At 69.8% G+C, this 17,121-nt stretch carries 14 protein-coding genes and 4 tRNA genes; 8 read left to right on the forward strand and 10 right to left on the reverse strand.

Features of this window, described 5'->3' with window-relative positions; all coding sequences use genetic code 11:
- The 3 genes from ACZ3OF_RS15785 to ACZ3OF_RS15795 all read right to left on the reverse strand — a co-directional run.
- A partial coding sequence (locus ACZ3OF_RS15785; RefSeq protein ID WP_467305042.1) for a DEAD/DEAH box helicase occupies positions 1-1,944 on the reverse strand: 1,944 nt, incomplete at its 3' end.
- Between the two features lie 200 nt (positions 1,945-2,144).
- Positions 2,145-2,735: a hypothetical protein gene (locus ACZ3OF_RS15790; RefSeq protein ID WP_361670604.1), complete on the reverse strand. Its 591-nt coding sequence runs from the start codon at positions 2,733-2,735 to the stop codon at positions 2,145-2,147.
- Between the two features lie 150 nt (positions 2,736-2,885).
- Positions 2,886-3,236, reverse strand: coding sequence for a metallopeptidase family protein (locus ACZ3OF_RS15795; RefSeq protein ID WP_352189716.1), 351 nt, complete (start codon positions 3,234-3,236; stop codon positions 2,886-2,888).
- Positions 3,237-3,340: 104 nt separating this feature from the next.
- Between ACZ3OF_RS15795 and ACZ3OF_RS15800 the strand changes: the two genes are divergently transcribed.
- From ACZ3OF_RS15800 to ACZ3OF_RS15810, 3 genes are all read left to right on the forward strand, one after another.
- Positions 3,341-3,413 (forward strand) — tRNA-Glu (locus ACZ3OF_RS15800).
- A 39-nt stretch (positions 3,414-3,452) separates the two neighbouring features.
- Positions 3,453-3,526: transfer RNA gene (locus ACZ3OF_RS15805), tRNA-Asp, on the forward strand.
- A 22-nt stretch (positions 3,527-3,548) separates the two neighbouring features.
- A tRNA-Phe gene (locus ACZ3OF_RS15810) sits at positions 3,549-3,622 on the forward strand.
- 107 nt (positions 3,623-3,729) lie between these two features.
- Here ACZ3OF_RS15810 and ACZ3OF_RS15815 read toward each other — a convergent pair.
- Genes ACZ3OF_RS15815 through ACZ3OF_RS15825 form a run of 3 tightly spaced genes read right to left on the reverse strand, consistent with a single transcriptional unit; the run spans position 3,730 to position 5,737 of the window.
- On the reverse strand, positions 3,730-4,560 hold the full coding sequence (locus ACZ3OF_RS15815) for a cytochrome c biogenesis CcdA family protein (RefSeq protein ID WP_467305046.1): 831 nt from the start codon (positions 4,558-4,560) through the stop codon (positions 3,730-3,732).
- Entirely contained in the window at positions 4,557-5,321 is a 765-nt protein-coding gene (locus ACZ3OF_RS15820) for a DsbA family protein (RefSeq protein ID WP_361670598.1), read from the reverse strand. Before ACZ3OF_RS15820 ends, ACZ3OF_RS15815 begins: the two co-directional genes overlap by 4 nt.
- A 59-nt stretch (positions 5,322-5,380) precedes the next feature.
- On the reverse strand, positions 5,381-5,737 hold the full coding sequence (locus tag ACZ3OF_RS15825) for a hypothetical protein (RefSeq protein WP_361670595.1): 357 nt from the start codon (positions 5,735-5,737) through the stop codon (positions 5,381-5,383).
- A gap of 188 nt (positions 5,738-5,925) precedes the next feature.
- Between ACZ3OF_RS15825 and hrpA the strand changes: the two genes are divergently transcribed.
- The 3 genes from hrpA (at position 5,926) to ACZ3OF_RS15840 (ending at position 10,396) form a co-directional block, all read left to right on the forward strand.
- Complete coding sequence (hrpA, locus tag ACZ3OF_RS15830) at positions 5,926-9,864, forward strand: ATP-dependent RNA helicase HrpA (RefSeq protein ID WP_467305049.1); 3,939 nt, start codon at positions 5,926-5,928, stop codon at positions 9,862-9,864.
- A 101-nt stretch (positions 9,865-9,965) separates the two neighbouring features.
- Positions 9,966-10,039, forward strand: a tRNA-Asp gene (locus ACZ3OF_RS15835).
- 138 nt (positions 10,040-10,177) lie between these two features.
- On the forward strand, positions 10,178-10,396 hold the full coding sequence (locus ACZ3OF_RS15840; RefSeq protein ID WP_467305051.1) for a DUF6274 family protein: 219 nt from the start codon (positions 10,178-10,180) through the stop codon (positions 10,394-10,396).
- A gap of 323 nt (positions 10,397-10,719) precedes the next feature.
- On the opposite strand, the gene bldC is transcribed toward ACZ3OF_RS15840, so the two are convergent.
- Positions 10,720-10,926, reverse strand: coding sequence for a developmental transcriptional regulator BldC (gene bldC / locus ACZ3OF_RS15845; protein WP_003949541.1), 207 nt, complete (start codon positions 10,924-10,926; stop codon positions 10,720-10,722).
- 536 nt (positions 10,927-11,462) lie between these two features.
- On the reverse strand, positions 11,463-12,335 hold the full coding sequence (locus ACZ3OF_RS15850; protein ID WP_361670589.1) for a DUF8083 family protein: 873 nt from the start codon (positions 12,333-12,335) through the stop codon (positions 11,463-11,465).
- 158 nt (positions 12,336-12,493) lie between these two features.
- Here ACZ3OF_RS15850 and ACZ3OF_RS15855 point away from each other — a divergent pair, with 158 nt between their 5' ends.
- Positions 12,494-13,588, forward strand: a complete 1,095-nt coding sequence (locus tag ACZ3OF_RS15855) for a Leu/Phe/Val dehydrogenase (protein ID WP_361670586.1) — start codon at positions 12,494-12,496, stop codon at positions 13,586-13,588.
- 321 nt (positions 13,589-13,909) lie between these two features.
- Positions 13,910-14,167, forward strand: coding sequence for a DUF3073 domain-containing protein (locus ACZ3OF_RS15860; RefSeq protein WP_352189724.1), 258 nt, complete (start codon positions 13,910-13,912; stop codon positions 14,165-14,167).
- Between the two features lie 151 nt (positions 14,168-14,318).
- Here ACZ3OF_RS15860 and purM read toward each other — a convergent pair whose 3' ends face one another.
- Together purM and purF are read right to left on the reverse strand one after the other, a co-directional pair.
- Positions 14,319-15,386 carry a phosphoribosylformylglycinamidine cyclo-ligase gene (gene purM, locus ACZ3OF_RS15865; RefSeq protein WP_361670583.1) on the reverse strand — a complete coding sequence of 356 codons (1,068 nt, stop codon included), beginning with the start codon at positions 15,384-15,386 and terminating at the stop codon, positions 14,319-14,321.
- A gap of 42 nt (positions 15,387-15,428) precedes the next feature.
- Positions 15,429-16,955: an amidophosphoribosyltransferase gene (gene purF, locus ACZ3OF_RS15870; protein ID WP_361435749.1), complete on the reverse strand. Its 1,527-nt coding sequence runs from the start codon at positions 16,953-16,955 to the stop codon at positions 15,429-15,431.
- Positions 16,956-17,121 lie beyond the last annotated feature (166 nt).

Below are 17,121 nucleotides of genomic sequence, written 5' to 3' on the forward strand. Positions count from 1 at the left end.
GTTGAAGCCGCCCGACGGACGGTCGTCACGGCGGAAGCCACCGGACGGACGGTCGTTGTCGCGGCGGAAACCACCCGACGGACGGTCGTTGTCACGACGCTCGAAGGAACGGCCGCCACGGTCGTCGCGGTTGAAGCCGCCCGACGGACGGTCGTCACGGCGGAAGCCACCGGACGGACGGTCGTTGTCGCGGCGGAAACCACCCGACGGACGGTCGTTGTCACGGCGGAAGCCGCCACCCCGGTTGTCGTCACGGCGGAAGCCACCACGGTCCCCACCGCGGTCGTCACGACGGTCGTCGCGGCGGAAGCCACCACGGTCGCCACCACGGTCACGGCGCTCGTAGTTGCCCCGCTCGTCACGGAACGCGGGGGTGCGCTCCTCGCGGCGCTCCTGGACCGGCTCGGCGGCGACGACGGCCGCGGCGACCTCGGCCTCGGCGGCCTCCGTCACCTCGGCGACCGCGGCCTCCGGGTCCTCGCCCCGCTCGCGCGCGGAACGGGCGACCAGACGGTCGGCCTCCTCGCGGAGCTCGGCGGCGCGGCGCGTCAGACGCTCCAGCTGCTTGGTGAGGTCGGCGACCTCGCGCTCCGCCTGCTTGGCGGCGTTGTTCGCGGAGTCGGCCTGGACCTCGGTGAGCGAACGCGCACCGGTGATCTCGGCGACCTCCGGGTCGAACGCGCCCGCGCCGCCCACGATGTGACGCGAGGCGTCGACGCCCGCGTCCTCCATCAGACGGAAGATCTGGCGGCGCTGGTGCGGCAGGGCCAGGGAGACCACGACGCCCGAACGGCCGGCACGGGCGGTACGGCCCGAGCGGTGCAGGTAGTCCTTGTGGTCACCGGCCGGGTCCACGTTCAGGACCAGGTCGATGCCGTCGACGTGGATACCGCGGGCGGCGACGTCGGTGGCGACCAGCGCGTTGACGTAGCCGTCCTTGAAGTCGGCGAGCACGCGGGTACGGGCACCCTGCGTCATGCCGCCGTGCAGCGCGTCCGCCTTCACGCCGGCCTCGACGAGCTGCTCGGCGATGCGGTCGGCGCCCAGCTGGGTGCGGACGAAGATGATCGTGCGGCCCTTGCGGGCGGCGATGGCGGCCGTGACCGGCGCCTTGTCCTTCGGCTTCACGACGAGGACGTGGTGGGTCATCGTGGTGACGTTGCCCTGGGCGCTGTCGACCTCGTGGCTGACCGGGTTGTTCAGGTAGCGCTTGACCAGCGTGCCGATCTCGTTCTCCATGGTGGCGGAGAAGAGCATGCGCTGGCCACCCTCGGGGACCTGGTCGAGCAGCTCGGTGACCTCGGGCAGGAAGCCCAGGTCGGACATCTGGTCGGCCTCGTCGAGGACGGCGACCTGGACGTTCTCCAGGGAGCAGGCGCCACGGTTGATGATGTCGCGCAGACGGCCCGGGGTGGCGACGAGGATGTCGACGCCGCGCTCCAGGGCGTAGATCTGGTTGCCCATGGACGTACCGCCGCAGACGACCTTGATCTTCAGGCCGAGCACGTCGCCGTACGGCTGAAGGGCGTCCGCGACCTGCATCGCGAGCTCACGGGTCGGGGTGAGGATGACCGCGCGGGGCTTCTTCTTCTCGGTGTGGCCGCCGGCCAGCTGGGCCAGCGTCGGCAGACCGAAGGAGAGGGTCTTGCCGGAGCCGGTACGGCCGCGACCGAGGATGTCCTTGCCGGCCAGGGCGTCCGGGATGGTCGCCGCCTGGATCGGGAAGGGGGTGGTCACACCGTTCTGCGCGAGCTTGCGCACGACGCCCTCGGGCAGGCCCAGGTCGGCGAAGGTGACGGTGGGCTCGGAGGACTCGGCCTCGGAGGCCTCGACGGCCTCGGTGACGTCGGACGCCTCGGTCTCGACGATCTCGGTGGCCTCTACGGCCTCGACGATCTCGTCGTTCTCGGGCATGACGGCGTGGTCAGAACTGAAAATGGACATGCGAAATGCGAAACCTTCCGGAGTCTCGGCACGCGCCCGTCAACTCCGTGAAATTCGCAATTCGACCGCCTCAATGCGGTCCAGCCACGGCTAGGGAGAGTACGCGCCACGCGGCGCTCTTCTGTGTCGGCGCCGGGCAATGGGATCAAACGATCTACCACCATACGCACCCTCCCCCACCTATGGCAAACCGGACTCCGTCACACCGGCCCGACCTGCGGAGATGCCTCCGGCTCCACCGGCCCTCCCGGCCCGTCCGCCGCCCTCATCGCCCCCATGTGCGTGTCCGCCCCGGGGCTCGCGGTCGGCGAGTCGGACGGGTCGGGCGTGGGCTCCGGACTCGGGGTCGGGCTCGGCTCCTCGGTGGGGGTGGGAGAGGGCTCCGGAGGGTCGACCGGCGGGCTGGGCTCCCCGGCCGGCTCGCTCGGTCCGCCCACGCCACCGTCCGTCCCGCCGGGCACCTGACCGCCCGGCTCGGGCACGCTCCCGCCGGCCCCGCCCGCCGGCGGGTCGGCGGGCGGCTTCCCGGAGGCCGACGGCGACCCGCTCGGCACCGGCGACTCCTCGCCCGCACCGTCCGCGTCAGGACCGCTCACCCCGGCCGCGTCCCGGCCCGTTCCGCCGTGCCTGCCCGAGGAGACGCCGACGCCGCCGCCGGACTCGGCCGCCACGCCGTCCTGCTTCCCCGCGGACTTGCTCGGCGCCGGCTTCGCGCCCTCGTCACTCACACTCATGCAGCCGCTCAGACCGGCACAGGCGGCGACCGCCAACGCGGTGGCGGCCCATCTCACGCGGGAAGGCAATTGGCGCACGGAGGGCACCTCCAGGACACAAAGGGCGGGAAGGACAGGCGGAAGAACGTGTCTGCCTGCCCAACTTCCTTTGCACCGCAAGGGACACGCCCCCACGGCAACCACCTGGGAGCACCCACCCGTCGGCCGTCAGCCGTAGCCCAGTGCGTGCAGCCGCTCGTCGTCGATGCCGAAGTGGTGGGCGATCTCGTGCACGACGGTGATCTCGGTCTCCTCGACCACGTCCTCGCGCGACTCGCACATCCGCAGCGTCGGCCCCCGGTAGATCGTGATCCGGTCCGGCAGCACCCCCGCGTACCACTCACCCCGGTCGGTCAGCGGAGTCCCCTCGTACAGCCCCAGCAGCTCCGGATCGTCCGGCGCGGGCTCGTCCTCGACGAACACCGCGACGTTGTCCATCAGCCGCGTCAGCTCCGGCGGGATCCGGTCCAGGGCCTCGGCGACAAGCTCCTCGAACTCCTCACGCGTCATCTCCAGCACTCGGCCATTGTCCCCCCAGGTGAAACCGTTTTGGCGATAGCGGCCGGTATCCCATATGCTTCTCACGTCCCCGACGCGCTGAGAAGCGCCCAGGTGAGCCCCTAGCCCTCATCGTCTAGTGGCCCAGGACGCCGCCCTTTCAAGGCGGTAGCACGGGTTCGAATCCCGTTGGGGGCACGCAACATCCTGTGCGAGACTAGTGCTCGCACATCGCAAGGTCCTGTGGAGCAGTTGGTTAGCTCGCCACCCTGTCAAGGTGGAGGTCGCGGGTTCAAGTCCCGTCAGGATCGCTGAGGCTGGAAACAGTCTCGTGGCTGGGTAGCTCAGTTGGTACGAGCGATCGCCTGAAAAGCGATAGGTCGCCGGTTCGACCCCGGCCCCAGCCACAAAGAGAAGGCCCCGTTCGAAAGAACGGGGCCTTCTTCGTGTTGCGCGGGGGGGTACGGGGGCGGTGCCGGGTGCCCGGTCCTCATGACCGGGCACCCGGCACTCCTCAGACCGCCCGGCTCCGGCCGCGCCAGCCCCGGACCGCGAGCACCACGGCCACCACGGCGACGACCACCACCAGCAGCGCCCAGTCGGGCACCGAACGGCCCAGCGACGCCACCCGCTCCTCCACCGCGAACGAGTCGTCCACCGAGAGGAGCCCCGGCAGCGCCGTCGTCCCGTCGAAGGCCAGGAAGAGCGTGCCGAGCACCACGAAGAACAGCCCCGACAGCAGCGACGTCGTGTGCAGCTCGAAGCGGCCCGCCCGGACCGTGCGCCCCCGCAGCCAGCGGCGCCGGCCCAGCTCGTACCGCTCCCAGAGCAGCGCCAGCAGGAACAGCGGCACCGCCATCCCCAGCGCGTACACCGCGAGCAGCAGACCGCCGTACGCCGGACTGCCGCTCAGCGCCGCCACCGTCAGGACACTGCCGAGGATCGGGCCCGCGCAGAAACCGGCCAGGCCGTAGACCAGGCCCAGGGCGTAGACGGAGACCGCCGTCGTGGGGCGGATCCGGCCGCTGACCTCGGCCATACGGCGCGAGGCGAAGCCCATCCCCAAGATCTGGAGCACCCCGAGGACGATGATCGTCCAGCCGCCGAGCGCCACGAGCAGATCGCGGTTCCCGTAGAAGAGCCGCCCGGCGAACGACCCGGCCGCGCCGAGCGGGACGAGCGTGGTGGCCAGACCGGCGTAGAAGATGCCGGTACGGGCGAGCAGCCGGCTCGTCGAGTCGATCGAGTACGCGAAGAAGGCCGGGAGCAGCAGAGCGCTGCACGGGCTCAGCAGGGCGAGGAGACCACCGAGGAACGCGGCCAGATAGCCGATGTCGGAGGTCATCGGCTGCCCTTCGAAGCATGCGGCGCCTTCGCCGTCCTCGCCGCCGCGTCGATCGCCTGCGTGAACGCCTCCATCGGCTGCGCGCCCGCGATCGGCCGCCCGTTGACCAGGAACGACGGGGTCGAGGTGGCGCCCAGCGAGTACGCCTGCTCCTGGTCCTTGCTCACCGCCTCCCGGGCCGCCGCGCCCTCCGTGTCCTTCGCGAACCGCGCCAGGTCCGGGACCCCGGCCTCCTTCGCGAGCGCGTTCAGGCGCTCCGCGCCGAAGCCCTTCTCCTTGGCCCCTTCGGCGTACGCCGCCTTGTGGAACTCCCAGAACCGGCCCTGCTGCCCCGCCGCCCACGACGCGCGGGCCGCGGCCTCCGACTCCTCGCCGAAGATCGGGAAGTTCCGCCACTCGATGCGCAGGGTGCCGTTCTCGACGTACTTCTTGATCAGCTCGGGCTCGGTGTCGCGGGCGAACTGCCCGCAGTAGCCGCACTTGAAGTCGGCGTACTCGATCAGCACCACGGGCGCGTCGGCCCGCCCCAGGGCCAGCTTGTCGGAGGCGTCGCGGCGGGCGTAGGCCTCCAGCTCGGGGTAGACGCCGTTGCCCGGGTCGGCGGAGACCTCGGCGACGGCCGACGATCCAGAGGAGCCCTGGGACGCGGGCTTGGTGGCGGTGTACGAGACGACTCCGAGGAGCGCGGCGGCGACGGCCACCCCGGAGACGATCATGATCGGCTTGGCCTTGGACGCGGGCTCGGACGTGGACTTGGGCATGCGGAAACGCTCCTGGACGTGACGAGAGAGGGGACGGACGACGGAGAAGGCCCGGCCCGCTACACGCGCAGGATCGAAAGCTCCACCGGTGAAGGCGGTACGAGGTCCGGTGGCTCGGGCCCCGGCAACAGCTCGCGTATCACCTGGTCGGCGCCGCAGACCCCGCCCGCCGCACGCTCCCCCGCGAGCGTGGGCAGCAGCTCCCCGAAACCGTTCGGGCGCGGAGGCGTGGCCGGCCTTGCGGCGCCGTCGGCCGCGTGCCCCTGGCCGCAGCCCGGCGTCACGCTCCCCGCGACCACGGGCGCGGCCGCCTCCGGCCCGCTCGCCACCGCCGTGCCCGCGCCGCACCCCAGCATCCCGAGCACCACACCCACGAGCGCGGCGAGCGCCGCGAACGCGCGGACGGTGCGGGACATGGGGGTACCTCTCAGCTCGACGTGCCCGAAATATTACGGGCCGCACCTCCCCGGGACCGCGCCCGCACCCCGCCCGGACCCCGCCGCGACCCCGGCCGCGCCCCGCCCGGACCGCGCCCGCACCCGGGGCGCACCTCACAGAAATCGGTTCGCTCGTTCTCGGCCCGGGGTGCGATCCTGGATTCCGTATGTCTACTTCCTTCGCCGCCCTCCAGTCCGTCCTGGCCGAGGTCTCGCTGCGGGACGCCCACCGGCTCGGCCGCCGCCTCGAGGGCGCCCGCCGCATCCGCAAGCCCGAGGCCCGTGAGGCCGTCCTGGACGAGATCGCCGCCGAGGCCGGCAAGGCCAAGGAGCGCGTCGACGGGCGGGCCTCCCGCGTGCCCGCGGTCACGTACCCCGAGCAGCTGCCCGTCTCGCAGAAGAAGGACGCGATCCTGGAGGCGATACGCGACCACCAGGTCGTGATCGTCGCCGGTGAGACCGGCTCCGGCAAGACGACGCAGATCCCCAAGATCTGTCTGGAGCTCGGCCGGGGCGTCCGGGGCATGATCGGCCACACCCAGCCCCGCCGGATCGCCGCCCGCACGGTCGCCGAGCGGGTCGCGGAGGAGCTGAGGACCCCGCTGGGCGAGGCGGTCGGCTGGAAGGTCCGCTTCACCGACCAGGTGAACCCCGACGCGACCTTCGTGAAGCTGATGACCGACGGCATCCTGCTCGCCGAGATCCAGACGGACCGCGAGCTGCGCGCGTACGACACGATCATCATCGACGAGGCCCACGAGCGGTCCCTCAACATCGACTTCCTGCTCGGCTATCTGGCCCAGCTGCTCCCCAAGCGCCCGGACCTCAAGGTCGTCATCACCTCCGCGACCATCGACCCCGAGCGCTTCTCCCGCCACTTCGGCGAGGCGCCGATCGTCGAGGTGAGCGGACGGACGTACCCGGTGGAGGTCCGCTACCGGCCCCTCCTCGAAGAGGACTCGGAGGAGAGCGACCGCGACCAGATCACCGCGATCTGCGACGCCGTCGACGAACTCCAGTCCGAAGGCCCCGGCGACATCCTCGTCTTCCTCTCCGGCGAGCGGGAGATCCGCGACACCGCGGACGCGCTGCTGAAGAAGCAGCTCCGCAACACCGAGGTCCTCCCCCTCTACGCCCGCCTCTCCCACGCCGAGCAGCACCGCGTCTTCCAGGCGCACTCCGGTCGCCGGATCGTCCTCGCCACCAACGTGGCCGAGACCTCGCTGACCGTCCCCGGCATCAAGTACGTGATCGATCCGGGCAACGCCCGGATCTCCCGCTACTCCCACCGGACCAAGGTCCAGCGCCTGCCGATCGAGCGGGTCAGCCAGGCCAGCGCCAACCAGCGCAAGGGCCGCTGCGGCCGTACCTCCGACGGCATCTGCATCCGGCTCTACTCCGAGGACGACTTCCTCACCCGCCCGGAGTTCACGGACGCCGAGATCCTCCGGACGAACCTCGCCTCCGTCATCCTCCAGATGACCGCGGCCGGCCTCGGCGAGATCGAGAAGTTCCCCTTCATCGACCCGCCGGACCACCGCAACATCCGCGACGGCGTACAGCTCCTCCAGGAACTCGGGGCCCTGAACCCCGCGGAGAAGGATCCGAAGAAGCGGCTGACGGAGCAGGGCCGCAAGCTCTCCCAGCTCCCCGTCGACCCCCGTCTGGCCCGGATGGTCCTGGAGGCCGACAAGAACGGCTGCGTACGGGAAGTCATGGTGATCGCGGCCGCGCTCTCCATCCAGGACCCGCGCGAGCGGCCCGCCGAGAAGCAGGCCCAGGCCGATCAGCAGCACGCCCGCTTCAAGGACGAGACCAGCGACTTCCTGGCCTACCTCAACCTCTGGCGCTACATCCGCGAGCAGCAGAAGGAGCGCGGGTCCAGCTCGTTCCGCCGGATGTGCAAGCAGGAGTACCTGAACTTCCTGCGCATCCGCGAGTGGCAGGACATCTACGCGCAGCTGCGGACGGTCGCCAAGCAGATGGGCATCCACCTCAACGAGGAGGACGCGCCCGAGCAGTCCGTGCACACCTCCCTGCTCGCGGGGCTCCTGAGCCACATCGGGATGAAGGACGTGAAGGAAGGCGCCAAGAACGAGTACCTGGGCGCCCGCAGCGCCAAGTTCGCCGTCTTCCCGGGCTCGGCGCTCTTCAAGAAGCCCCCGCGCTTCATCATGTCGGCCGAGCTGGTGGAGACCTCGCGGCTGTGGGCGCGGGTCAACGCGAAGATCGAGCCGGAGTGGATCGAGCCGCTCGCCCAGCACCTGATCAAGAAGACGTACAGCGAGCCGCACTGGGAGAAGGACCAGGCGGCGGTCATGGCGATCGAGAAGGTCACGCTCTACGGCGTGCCGATCGTCACCGACCGCAAGGTGAACTACGGGCGCATCGACCCCGAGGCCTCCCGCGACCTCTTCATCCGCAACGCGCTCGTCGAGGGCGACTGGCGCACGCACCACAAGTTCTTCGCCGACAACCGCAAGCTGCTCACCGAGGTCGAGGAGCTGGAGCACCGCGCCCGGCGCCGGGACATCCTCGTCGACGACGAGACGCTCTTCGACTTCTACGACAAGCGGGTGCCCGAACACGTCGTGTCGGGCGCGCACTTCGACTCGTGGTGGAAGCACAAGCGGCACGAGGAACCGGAGTTCCTCGACTTCGAGCGCGAGATGCTCATCAACGAGAAGGCCGCCGGGGTCACGAAGGACGACTACCCGGACTCCTGGCGCCAGGGGCCGCTGAAGTTCCGGGTGACGTACCAGTTCGAGCCGGGCGCGGACGCCGACGGTGTGACCGTCCACATTCCGCTCCAGGTGCTCAACCAGGTCACGGACGAGGGCTTCGACTGGCAGATCCCGGGCCTGCGCGAGGAGATCGTCACGGAGCTGATCCGTTCGCTCCCGAAGCCGATCCGCCGCAACTACGTGCCGGCGCCGAACTTCGCGACCCGCTTCCTGGACTCTGCGGTCCCCCTCCAGGAGCCGCTGACGGTGACGCTCGCCCGCGAGCTGCACCGGATGGTCGGCGTGCCGGTCTCGCCGGACGACTTCGACCTGTCGCGGATCGCAGACCACCTGAAGATCACCTTCCGGATCGTCGACGAGCGGCGACGCAAGCTGGCCGAGGACAAGGACCTGGAGGCGCTGAAGCTGAAGCTGCGCCCCAAGGCCCGCCAGGCCCTCTCCAAGGCCGCGGCGGCCGCCACGAGCGGCCCTGACGGCTCCGGGCAGTCCCTGGAGCGCACAGGGCTCACCCAGTGGACGATCGGCACGCTCACGAAGGTCTTCGAGACCCGTCGGGCCGGACAGCCGGTCAAGGCGTACCCGGCGCTCGTGGACGCGGGCGACACCGTCTCCGTACGACTCTTCGACACGGAGGCCGAGCAGGCGCAGGCGATGTGGCGGGGCACCAGGAAGCTGATCCTGCTGAACATCCCGGTGAACCCGGCGAAGTTCGCCTCGGACAAGCTGACCAACCAGCAGAAGCTCGCCCTGTCCCGTAATCCGCACGGCTCGATCCAGGCGCTCTTCGACGACTGCGCGACCGCCGCCGCGGACAAGCTGATCGCCGACCACGGCGGGCCGGTCTGGGACGAGGAGTCCTTCCGGAAGCTGTACGACAAGGTCCGCGCCGACCTCGTCGACACGACCGTACGGACGGTGAGCCAGGTCCAGCAGATCCTGGCCGCCTGGCAGGCCTGTGAGCGCCGTCTGAAGGCCACCAACAGCCTCGCGCTCATCAACAACCTGGCGGACGTGCGCGAGCAGCTGGCGTGGCTGATGCCGGCGGGCTTCGTCACCAAGGCGGGCCTGCGGCGGCTGCCGGACCTGATGCGCTACCTGGTGGCCGTGGACCGCCGGCTCCAGCAGATGCCGACGGGCGTCCAGCGGGACACCACCCGCATGGAGAAGGTCCACGAGATGCAGGACGAGTACGCCTGGCTGCTCGAACAGCTCCCCAAGGGGCGGCCCGTGCCGACGGAGGTCACCGACATCCGCTGGATGATCGAGGAGCTCCGGGTCAGCTACTTCGCGCACGCGCTGGGCACGGCGTATCCGGTCTCGGACAAGCGGATCGTGAAGGCGATCGACCAGGCCGCGCCGTAGGCGGACGGGCCGGCCGGGGGTGTCGCCTTGCGCCGGTTCGACCAGACCCTCTGACCTGCTGTACAGTCTTGTTCGCAGCCCCCGCTGAGGGTTGCGAACGAGGTCCTGTGGAGCAGTTGGTTAGCTCGCCACCCTGTCAAGGTGGAGGTCGCGGGTTCAAGTCCCGTCAGGATCGCTTCCAGGAAGGCCCGCACCGATCGGTGCGGGCCTTCTTCGTGTCTCCGTCGTTGCGGTCCGGTGTATTGACGGCGTCCACCGGGCCCCGGTACCCAGACAGCAGGGAATCGGGGGCCCACACCGGAGGTGGTCGCGCATGGCCGCGGCGTCCGAAGCACGACCGGCACGGCCGGCGTCGTCGTCGGCACAGCCGGCACGACAGTCGAGACATGAGATACGGGCGCTGCTGCGCGCCCATCTGGCGGCCGCGTCCCGCTGCGGGCACCTCACGCGGCACTGTTCGGTCTGCCACCGCCTCCTGGCGCTCGCCATCGAGCTGGAGCGCGCGGAGGACGAAAGTCCCACCGGCCCATGACCAACGGCGCGTTGAACGCTCCCGCAGGAGTGGCAGGCTCTTCCTTGGCAAGACTTCGCCAGTGTGACGGGAGTCACCGAACGAGTTTCACAACCCCTCGCTTTTATACCCGCCCTACACCAGCCCCATTTAATATGTGCAATTGCACCACTCTTCGGGGCGTGTGAGCCGGCACATAAAAAAGATCGCGCTGGACCCGGCGGAGTCCAGCGCGATCGATGACGAAGAACCTGTTGGGGCAGGCGCCCGTCGGCAGAGCTTGGGTGGGCGGTCCAGGTTGGGGGACCCGGAATTGCCCGGTGTTACAGGGTGTTGCGCGTACCTCAGGCCTCGCTGCGCTGCTGCGGAATACCCGCCAGCAGAGCGCGGACCTCAGCCTCGCGGTAGCGGCGGTGTCCACCCAGGGTGCGGATGGACGTGAGCTTTCCTGCCTTCGCCCAACGGGTCACCGTCTTCGGGTCCACGCGGAACATCGTGGCAACCTCGGCGGGGGTCAGCAGCGGCTCGGCATCAGGGGTGCGAGCGGTCATGAGCGGCCTCCTCGGGAGAACCGAACCTTCTCGGTTCTTTCCTCTAAATTCTGCACCTTGACCCGCGTTGCCCGAAATGGCAGAAGCGGGCCGAGTCGGTTATAGGACGAACGGCTTGTCCTCGGCACTACAACTACACCATCCGTCCAGCCGCGTCGGCCAAACCGATGGAATTGCCCTCGCAGGTGTTCATCAGCGGCGGAAGTCGATGGACCATGCCATAACGGACAGTCACGCCACTGTGACGATCAGTCACAGAGCGATCAGGAGTCGTCAGACCCCCCATAGAGTGCAATGCTGAGCGTTCCGCCCAAAGTTGGGCGGAAGGAACCCTCCCCGGACTCCTTGTCCTATTTTGGCACGAGGGTGGGTGATGGACGCAAGGGCGCGGTAAGTGCGATCCGTCACGCTTGAGCCAAAGGCCCGGATCGGGACCTACGTCCCGTCGTGAACACACCGACGTCCTCACGCCGGCACACCGAAGCCCCAAGACGCTCAATGATCATTTACATCAGCCGGACGCGTCCTGTCGATGGTCAATTGGCGAACTGCAGGTTGCGGACGGCACGCCATCGCTCGGCGAGCCGCCCGTACGCCTCGCTCGCGCCCTCCCCGTCGCCGTCCCGCAGCGCCGCGACCCCCTCGGCCGCATCTGCCGCCGAGCGGTCCTCCGCGAGCCGCTCCGGCGACAGCACGTGCACCAGACCGCCGTAGTCCAGCTCCACCAGCGCCCGCGGATGGAACTCCTCCAGCCACCGGCCGATCTCGACCAGACCCTCCGTCATCGGCCCCTCGTCGATCGACTCCCGCAGCGCCTTCAGCGCCCGCGCCAGCCGCCGCCGCGCCTGCACCATCGGCGTCCGGTACCGCAGGAGCGGCGCCTCGCCCCGCTCCCGGTCCCCCGGCACGTACTCCCGCTCCTCGTCCGCGAAGAGGGTGAACCAGCGCACCGGGACCTGCCAGACCGCCGTACGGATCCACGGGCGGGCGTCCGGGTTCCGCTCCCGCCAGCGCTCGTGGTCCGCCGCCACCTGGGCGCGCACCACCGGCGGCAGCATCGCGTCGAGCACCGGCCCCGGCAGCGCACGCCCCGGGTCGGCGTCCCGGGCCCGCCCCAGCTCCTCCAGGGCCAGCCAGCCCCGCAGCCTGGTCCGCCACGGACAGACCACGACCACGCCGTCGACATCCGCCACGAAGGCGTCCCCGCTCTCGTGGACCGGCACGGGCACCGGCGGGGTCGGCAGCAAGTCCGCCAGAGACCGTCGCAGTTCGTCCTGAGCCGTCGGGACCTCCGCCCGCCGCACGTACCGCGCCCAGTGCCCCCGCTCCGGCTCCGGAAAGGCCCCCAGCGGCTCGTAGACCCGCAGATAGGAGGCGTACGGAACGAGGACCGAAGAGGCGACCGACATGTCGCGATCCTTCCACGGCAGTACTCCGGGAGGGGGTGATCCTGAGCACTGCGGCTGATCTACGCACGCGTAGGACTTACTCTCTTGCCGAACCGGTCCCGCCACCACCCGCAGGGGGGACCGGGATAACCGCCGCTTCGTACTTGGGAGTCACCACCGTGACCGATGTGACCGGCGTTCCTGCTGCTGACGTACTGCACACTCTGTTCCACTCGGAGCAGGGTGGCCACGAGCAAGTCGTGCTCTGCCAGGACCGCGCCTCCGGCCTCAAGGCCGTCATCGCCCTCCACTCCACCGCCCTGGGCCCCGCCCTCGGCGGTACCCGGTTCTACCCGTACGCCTCCGAGGCCGACGCCGTCGCCGACGCGCTGAACCTCTCGCGGGGCATGTCGTACAAGAACGCCATGGCCGGCCTCGACCACGGCGGCGGCAAGGCCGTGATCATCGGCGACCCCGACAAGATCAAGACGGAAGAGCTGCTCCTCGCCTACGGCCGTATGGTCGCCTCGCTCGGCGGCCGGTACGTGACGGCCTGCGACGTCGGCACCTACGTCGCCGACATGGACGTCGTGGCCCGCACCAACCGGTGGACCACCGGCCGCTCCCCCGAGAACGGCGGCGCCGGCGACTCCTCGGTCCTCACCGCCTTCGGCGTCTTCCAGGGCATGCGCGCCTCCGCGCAGACCCTGTGGGGCGACCCCACGCTGCGCGACCGCAAGGTCGGCGTCGCGGGCGTCGGCAAGGTCGGCCACTACCTCGTCGAGCACCTCCTGAAGGACGGCGCCGAGGTCTGGATCACCGATGTGCGCGAAGAGTCGGTACGCCGGATCACGGAGAAGTTCCCGCAGGTCAAGGTCGTCGCCGACACCGACGCCCTGATCCGCGTCGAGGGCCTCGACATCTACGCCCCGTGCGCCCTCGGCGGCGCCCTGAACGACGAGACCGTGCCGGTCCTCACGGCCAAGATCGTCTGCGGCGCGGCCAACAACCAGCTCGCGCACCCCGGTGTCGAGAAGGACCTCGCGGACCGCGGCATCCTCTACGCGCCCGACTACGTGGTCAACGCCGGTGGCGTGATCCAGGTCGCCGACGAGCTGCATGGCTTCGACTTCGACCGCTGCAAGGCGAAGGCCACGAAGATCTTCGACACCACTCTCGAAATCTTCGCGCGTGCGAAGGCGGACGGCATTCCGCCGGCCGCGGCCGCCGACCGGATCGCCGAGCAGCGGATGGCGGACGCCCGCCGCGGCTGAACCGGCCGATTCTTGACGGGGCCGGCCCATCGGGGCGCTCTTCGGGTGAACTTTGTAGGTTCACCCCAATCGAGAGATGACTCACCCCGGTCGGCGGGTCGGCCCTCAAGAAGAGGTTAAAATCGCGATTGACCAGCGAGGACAGGGCACCTCGATGGTTCTGTACCGAGGCATGTGATGCGTGCGGCGTACCGTATGGCCACGGAAGCAGGTACCGTTGAAGCCCTACGGACCGGTCTCTCCACCGAGAGCCCGTTCCGAATCATGAACGCGTGTCAAGACTCTGGGGCCGCCGAGCCCCGTCACCGAGGGGGTCGAGCCATGGGGCGCGGCCGGGCAAAGGCCAAGCAGACCAAGGTCGCCCGCCAGCTGAAGTACAGCAGCGGCGGGACTGACCTGTCGCGTCTGGCCAACGAGCTGGGCGCTTCGACTTCGAGCCAGCCGCCGAATGGCGAGCCGTTCGAGGACGACGACGAGGAAGACGACCCGTACGCGCAGTACGCGGATCTCTACAACACGGACGACGAGGACGAGGACGACGAGTCCGGTCCCGACGCGTCGTCCCAGCGTCGCGCTTGACCTCATAAAAGAGCGCTGCTCAACACCGAACCCGGTCCGGGTACCCCGGACCGGGTTTCTGTGCGTCCGTATGACGGCCTGATGCCGCAGCATCACATCGCGGCCGCGCGCTTCGGTGGGCGGGGCGGTGCCCACCCACCGAAGCGCCGTGTCAGACCGCGTAGTCGCCGACCAGCTCCGCGCCCGTCGCGTGCTCGCCGCGCTCGGTGATCTCGCCCGCGACCCAGGCCTCGACGCCCCGGTCCTCCAGGGTGGCCAGGGCCACCTCCACGGACTCCGCCGGGACGACGGCCATCATGCCGACACCCATGTTCAGTGTCTTCTCCAGCTCCAGGCGCTCGACCTTGCCGGCCTTGCCGACCAGGTCGAAGATCGCGCCGGGCGCCCAGGTCGAACGGTCGACCGTGGCGTGCAGCCCGTCCGGGATCACCCGCGCCAGGTTGGCGGCCAGGCCACCACCCGTGATGTGGCTGAAGGCGTGCACCTCGGCGGTCCGGGTGAGCGCCAGGCAGTCCAGCGAGTAGATCTTCGTCGGCTCCAGGAGCTCCTCGCCCAGGGTCCGGCCGAGCTCCTCGACGTGCTGGTCGAGGGTCATGCCGGCGCGGTCGAAGACCACGTGCCGGACGAGCGAGTACCCGTTGGAGTGAAGGCCGGAGGACTCCATCGCGATGACGGCGTCACCCGTACGGATGCGATCGGGGCCGAGCAGCCGGTCGGCCTCCACCACTCCCGTACCGGCGCCGGCGACGTCGAAGTCGTCCGGGCCGAGCAGACCGGGGTGCTCGGCGGTCTCGCCGCCGACGAGGGCGGTGCCGGCCAGGACACAGCCCTCGGCGATGCCCTTGACGATCGCGGCGACCCGTTCGGGGTGGACCTTGCCGACGCAGATGTAGTCGGTCATGAAGAGCGGCTCGGCGCCGCAGACGACGATGTCGTCCATGACCATCGCGACCAGGTCGTGGCCGATCGTGTCGTACACGCCCATCTGCCGGGCGATGTCGACCTTCGTGCCGACACCGTCGGTGGCGGAGGCGAGCAGCGGCCGCTCGTAGCGCTTGAGGGCGGAGGCGTCGAAGAGGCCGGCGAAGCCGCCGAGGCCACCGAGGACCTCGGGGCGCTGCGTCTTCTTCACCCATTCCTTCATGAGCTCGACGGCGCGGTCACCCGCCTCGATGTCGACGCCCGCGGACGCGTAGGAGGCACCGGTGGTCTCAGACATAGGTGAGAGCTTTCGTGTCGTTACTGCGGTACTGCGGGGGTCTTACGGCCGGCGGAGCGCGTCGGCGGCCGCGGTGGCGGCGGGGCCGGCGGCCAGTTCGTTCTCCAGCAGCTGCTTGCCGAGCAGCTCCGGGTCCGGAAGCTCCATCGGGTACTCGCCGTCGAAGCAGGCGCGGCAGAGGTTCGGCTTCTGGATCGTGGTCGCCTCGATCATCCCGTCGATGGAGATGTACGAGAGCGAGTCCGCGCCGAGCGACGTGCCGATCTCCTCGATCGTCATGCCGTTGGCGATCAGCTCCGCGCGCGTGGCGAAGTCGATGCCGAAGAAGCAGGGCCACTTCACCGGCGGGGAGGAGATCCGGATGTGGATCTCGGCCGCGCCGGCCTCACGGAGCATCTTGACCAGGGCGCGCTGGGTGTTGCCGCGGACGATCGAGTCGTCGACGACCACCAGGCGCTTGCCCTTGATGACGTCCCTGAGGGGGTTCAGCTTGAGGCGGATGCCCAGCTGGCGGATGGTCTGGGAGGGCTGGATGAAGGTGCGGCCCACGTAGGCGTTCTTCACCAGGCCCGCGCCGAAGGGGATGCCGCTGGCCTCGGCGTAGCCGATCGCGGCCGGGGTGCCGGACTCCGGCGTCGCTATGACGAGGTCCGCCTCGACCGGGGCCTCCTTGGCGAGGCGACGGCCCATCTCCACCCGGGAGAGGTAGACGTTGCGGCCGGCGATGTCCGTGTCCGGGCGGGCCAGGTACACGTACTCGAAGACACAGCCCTTGGGCTTCGCTTCCGCGAATCGCGAGGTGCGGATGCCGTTCTCGTCGATCGCGATCATCTCGCCCGGCTCGACCTCGCGGACGAAGCTGGCGCCGCAGATGTCGAGGGCGGCGGACTCGGAGGCGACGACCCAGCCGCGCTCGAGACGGCCGAGGACCAGCGGGCGGATGCCCTGCGGGTCACGGGCCGCGTAGAGCGTGTGCTCGTCCATGAAGACGAGGGAGAAGGCGCCACGGACATCGGGAAGGACCTTGGCGGCGCCCTCCTCGATGGTGAGCGGCTTGCCCTCGTCGTCGACCTGGGCGGCGAGCAGCGCCGTCAGCAGGTCGGTGTCGTTGGTGGCCGCGACACGGGTGGTGCGGCCTTCCTGCTTCGGCAGGTCGGCGACCATCTCGGCGAGCTGCGCCGTGTTCACCAGGTTGCCGTTGTGGCCGAGCGCGATGGAGCCGTGGGCGGTCGCCCGGAACGTCGGCTGCGCGTTCTCCCACACGGAGGCACCGGTGGTCGAGTAGCGGGCGTGACCGACCGCGATATGACCCTGGAGGGAACCGAGAGAGGTCTCGTCGAAGACCTGGGACACGAGGCCCATGTCCTTGAAGACGAGGATCTGGGAGCCGTTGCTGACCGCGATACCCGCGGATTCCTGGCCCCGATGCTGGAGGGCGTAGAGCCCGAAGTACGTGAGCTTTGCGACCTCTTCACCCGGAGCCCAGACACCGAAGACGCCACAAGCGTCCTGGGGGCCTTTCTCGCCGGGAAGCAGATCGTGATTGAGTCGACCGTCACCACGTGGCACGCCTCCGAGTGTAGGGGAGGTCGACCACTGGTCCGAATTGGGGAAATCCGAGGGGCAACGAAGTGGTGGGATCGCACGAAGTGATCCATTGACGTGCGTAGACACCTTCCCGCCTAGGCGGGAAGGGGCTCCCGCCCGGTCGGACGCTCACAAGCGGACGCTCGTA

It is taken from the genome of Streptomyces sp. NPDC022552 (genome assembly GCF_055561875.1).